Source organism: Gammaproteobacteria bacterium, from assembly GCA_027296625.1.
Classification (GTDB): domain Bacteria; phylum Pseudomonadota; class Gammaproteobacteria; order JAKEHO01; family JAKEHO01; genus JAKEHO01.
In genome coordinates this window covers 1-4,765 of sequence record JAPUIX010000005.1, presented here as the reverse complement: position 1 = coordinate 4,765, position 4,765 = coordinate 1, and the positions used below count along the sequence as shown (strand labels likewise).

The 4,765-nt window shown below is 55.1% G+C and carries 4 protein-coding genes; all 4 read right to left on the bottom strand.

Annotation, left to right across the window (positions count from 1 at the left end):
- Nucleotides 1-299: 299 nt before the first annotated feature.
- Nucleotides 300-1,355 (bottom strand): glycosyltransferase family 2 protein, encoded by a 1,056-nt coding sequence (locus tag O6944_00135; GenBank protein ID MCZ6717560.1) that lies wholly within the window; start codon nt 1,353-1,355, stop codon nt 300-302.
- Between the two features lie 16 nt (nt 1,356-1,371).
- Nucleotides 1,372-2,625 (bottom strand): FAD-dependent oxidoreductase, encoded by a 1,254-nt coding sequence (locus tag O6944_00130; protein MCZ6717559.1) that lies wholly within the window; start codon nt 2,623-2,625, stop codon nt 1,372-1,374.
- 431 nt (nt 2,626-3,056) lie between these two features.
- Complete coding sequence (locus tag O6944_00125) at nt 3,057-4,208, bottom strand: Rieske 2Fe-2S domain-containing protein (protein MCZ6717558.1); 1,152 nt, start codon at nt 4,206-4,208, stop codon at nt 3,057-3,059.
- A gap of 200 nt (nt 4,209-4,408) precedes the next feature.
- On the bottom strand, nt 4,409-4,765 hold a 357-nt coding region (locus tag O6944_00120), incomplete at its 5' end, for a hypothetical protein (GenBank protein ID MCZ6717557.1).

Below are 4,765 nucleotides of genomic sequence, written 5' to 3'. Positions count from 1 at the left end.
CGGTCCGGACATCCGCCTTCTGTTAGTGGCGGATCACATCTACAACAGCGGAAAACTGATGCTGGAGGAACGGGCTGCCCCGGCCTTGCAGGGGTTTCAGGTTATGTATTTCTTTTCCTACCCTCAATCGGTCAAGGTTTTTGGTTGCGCCGGCAACTCAGCGTGAGTCCGGGCTATTTGCGCGCATGAAGCAGACCTTCGATCTCAACGTCCGCTTTTCCGCCGATTACGTCCGCTTCGGCCCTAAGAGCGGACGAAGCGACACAGTGACCGTGGAGTCTGCTCGTGACCCTAAGCGGTCATTCACGAAGGCGCCGGTGCAGCAAGAATTTCCTGACCGCTTGTCTCGCCAGCAGCGCTTGCGGCAAGAATTTCCCGACCGCTTGTCTCGCCAGCAGCCTCCAGAGGCTGTGCTCCAAATATGTACGAAGCTTGTCTGGAAAGTCGGTCGGCCTCATAAGGTCCGAACCGGGCGGCGCCAAACCGGACAATCGCTGCGCGTAATCAGCTATAGAGGTCAGCAGGGAGGTCATCGATTCGACTGGCGTCGCCCCTAACCCTGCGTAGTCTCTAGGGCGCAAGGCCCTTATGAGGGAGGCGGTGGCAATCGCCTGTTTCTGGGTATGGGTCCACTGGCCGGCCGCCAGCGCGATGCGGTGGCACGACACGCAATGATCGGCCCAATGACTATCGGTTGGAACTCCATTTTTGGTCAAAGCTCTGGCAACGATTGAGTGATCGTGTAGGCGTTTGCGGTAAAGGATTTCGGGCACCCGGACTAGATGTCCTTGGACCACGAGACGCAACAGCCAGACCTGATCGGCCGCGGCGCCGTTAGCCTCTTCATGATAGCAGCCCTTTTTGAGAACCTCCGAGCGGAACACGCCGCGCCAAGCCTCAGCGGCTGCATTCTCATAAAGAAAGTCTAGTATCCGCGCGAAAAGATCTCCCGTGGCCTCCGGGCCAACTAGCACGGCATCTCTATTCCCGAATGCTAGCATGTCGCAATAGGCCAGGACTGCTTTCGGATGACTATCTAGTTTTGCAATCAACCGCTCAAGATAGACAGGCGTGATCACGTCATCATGGGGCAATAAATTGGCGAACTCGGAATTGACTTGCCGCAATAGCCAATTCACGTTGCCGATCCAACCGAGACGTGCTGATTGGGCGAAGACCCTAAACCTCGGGTCCTTTGCCGCGAAGGCGCGGCAGATGTCGAGGGACCGGTCATCGGATTTGTCGACGGAGATCAGGACCGTAATGTCGCCCAACGTCTGCGTGCGCACGCTTTCAAGAGTTTCGTCGACAAATGCCTCGCCGTTCCAGACCGGAACGCAGACGGTCACCGTCATGGTCGTCCTCCGCAACTCATTTCTTCACCGCCCGAACGGGGCGCGCAACCGATCTTGCCGGAATTATGCGGTCACAGACGATCTCGGCGAAATAGGGACCAAGGGTGTATTTTCCGGTATCGACCGAGTGATAGGACCCGGTGCTGTGGACGCCGACCTCAAAGCGCTCATGTAACTGGCTATGCTTATCGTCGATACCGGTTCTCCCCCAGGCCGTGATATAGCCGCCCCCGATCTCCCATTGGCCCGCAGATCGGCGTAAGGCTTGCCTTTGCCTCGGAATCAGACGACTCACGGCGTCCAATGTCCCCTTTTCCACCTGACTGAGATCGGACTTTAGGATGTCCGCATCCGGCGCGGATGGTGCCCTCTCCCTGGATGTGAGCAGGTGGCCGGCGGGATACCAGCTCAAATAGGCGCGATGGCCGAAATTGACCGTATCGCCGAATGGTCCCAGCATAAAGGTCACTGTCGGAAGGTCGTCCGGCGCCAACGAAGGCTTCGAGTGCAGTCCAACCCTAAATCGATGCAGGACAGGCCGGGCCTCTGCTAGGCCAAATGTTGCGTCCATTCCGACCCTGTTCTGCCAAAGCGCATTGACCACGGCTCCATAAGTTTCGCGCTGTGTACGTCCTCCGCGTTCGCTGACGACGACGAAATTCGTCCCCTTGCGCCTCTCTATCTTCGTGACCGTCGTATTCGTTAGCACCGTCACCTTTGGCGCGGCGGCTACGGCCGACCGGAGGTGGGCAGCTATAACGAACGGATCGATGCTCCGCTCCTCGGTTCGGTAGGAGGCAATGATCTCGTCATCGTCGAATAGTGCGCCGGTCATGCCAGGGTCGTGGCGCTGCCAGATCCTTCTCTCAATCGGCGCGATATACCCCGTACCGGCCTCCCGACTCATGCTCCGGTACAATTTGGTTACGGCCCGGAAATGCTCCTCGACCGCGGCCGGTGGCACTAAGGTGTTGCGATGCACAGCATAGATAAACGGATCCGATACGACGCGATCCAGGGCGTCGGTTTCGATCCAGCGCGATAGCAGGGGTCGAAAACGCAGCGCGCCCTCGATCATTGTGCGCGCCGACCTCCGAGATCGGTCCTGGGCGTAGACCAGGCCTAGATGAATCTTGCCCTCGTTCCAATAGCTCGCCCGGGAGATGAGCTGCGCGCTCTGCTCGTAGAGGTCGACGACGAGTCCGCGTTCAGAAAGCTCGAGCGCCGCACACGCCCCGGTTATTCCGCCACCGAGTACAGCTACACGCACGGGACCTTACCCCTCTGTAATCCAAGACTAAATTTTGGCTTCCCTGCCGAGAAAGAGCATACCATTGTGCATGATGGCAACAGTCGGATGGTCGAATGGAGCTTGGGCTCTGGCAAATTTGGTAGCCGAAGGTTCGGCCACCATGGCTGCTCTTGGCTAACAGGCGAAGTGGTGAGCACACCTGATTGACAACCGCATCTGGGTGTGTACCAGGCATGAGGCCGTGGGTGCGACGACCTGCCGTAGTTTCCCGCTCTTTGGGCGAGTACAAATATGGGCTCTTTAAGGGAGTATTTATTGATAAACAAGTCCCATTCGTGAATTGGCACGACTACGTACGTATAATTACTTATAATGTAATCCCATTGACCGCTCATGAGCCATCCAAGCAATGGCGCGTTTATCGGGTATTTCTCGAGTGGCGGGTCGTCCTACGCGGAACAAGGGTCCGACAGGCCCAGAAGAATAAGACCGTTCTCTTCTTTGACCCAGTACCGGCGCAAGCTGAACTCGCCACAGCTGCTGTCCCCGGTACTAAGGTCAAACTCTAACCCGTGGCCTGGACAGTAGATGTGCGCTTCGTCGTTGTAGCCGTCAATCAGACAGACCCCAAGGTGTGGACAGTTGGCTGAAAACGCCAGCAGTTCACTCTGGCGACGCAGTACCAGAACCTGGGCGTTCTCTAGTCGAAAAAGCGCTTTTTGATTGGATTGTAAAATGTCGGACGGACCGATGACTACCGAGTGAAGTCGTTTCAATCTCGCGTATACATCATGCACGTTACACCGCCGATCGGAGTGACGTTTGGTTATCGATTTGGCCTTGCGCCGAGACCCGGTTTTCTTAGAAATACGCTGCACTCGATCCGTCCGACCCGTTCGTATGTTCGTCGACAAATGCCAGTGCTCCAGAAAAAAGGGCGCCTCGTTGTCGAAAACCAGAGTTGTGGGATTAAGCCGGGTGGAGATGGCAACCCGCGTTTCGTCCGACGTATTCAATCGCGTTCCATGTAGGATCTCCGGATTAAACACCAACACCTCCCCAGGGTTCATGTCAAACGTAACTGGCCTTGGAAGTTCCTGACCAGCCGCAAGATACATGGATGTTGGGTCTGGTCGCGCTTCTTTTCCAAAAGTTTCTGGATATAGAAGGACCGAATTTTGTTTGTTCACGCCGTCGATAGACCACCATAGGTTGATACTGTCCTTTGCAAGTCCATGCCAGGTGTCCTTGTGAGGGCCATGTGCCCAGGCGGCACGTGGCAACCCGCGGTGGTATGAACGAATGTTATACTGACTAGGCCCACTAAATGCCGAACGAAGAGCATTTCGCGCTGACCGAACAGGTCGCGAGATGCGGCTGTTGAGCAGCAAAGACTTAAGACTGTCCAACCACCGAGGTGCGGGCTTGTCCCGCGTGCCTGAACTCGACAGAAGCGAATCCTGTGGGGCTAAACGCGCCACCTTATACGGGTAACTTATACGAAGAATGGTGTTATCATCGACCCAATAAGGGTCCGCTAGACCTAGAATATCTCCAATATCTACTGACAATGCGAAAACATAAGGTCTCAGCGCGCGCATAACGGAATCTCTCAGATCCCGCAATTGGACATCATTTTGTATATATTTGTGTATATTTTTAACCCCATCTCGTTCTACGTTCTTTCGAACATCGCTTCCATAAATTCTCTCTATCGCTAACATAAACGTCGTGATGAAATATTCAATGAATCTCTCTTTATCTGGCAAATCTATAATGGAATATCTACCAGTATTCCTTACTAAATCCGCAGTGATAACGTTCTTATCTCGCATTTGTGCGCTTCACTTTCTATCCGAATTGGCGGCCCGAGTACCTCTTTGATCACAGTCCCGAGATAAGCTCTAAATCCAAGGTAAACTCCAGGTTCATCGATGACCTGGGCGCCGACAGTCTTGATCTGGGATTTCCCAGATGATTCCTCCCAACCACCGAAGACGGTAGCACACTTGTGTTTTGATCGAAAGCGTGACCAATCGACCCGGATTGGCGGCTTGGGATGGGGCACTCGGTGCGCCTGAGACCCTGCCACGGCGCAATCAGGTGCGTAAAGACCGTCGTTCGGCAAGTGCGAAGAGCCCAGCGCCCACCGGTTCAA

Bases quoted from the DNA above. Each gene is read 5' to 3' on its own strand.
- O6944_00125 (MCZ6717558.1), bottom strand. From the start codon at position 4,208: ATGCGCGCGCTGAGACCTTATGTTTTCGCATTGTCAGTAGATATTGGA.
- O6944_00135 (MCZ6717560.1), bottom strand. From the start codon at position 1,355: ATGACGGTGACCGTCTGCGTTCCGGTCTGGAACGGCGAGGCATTTGTC.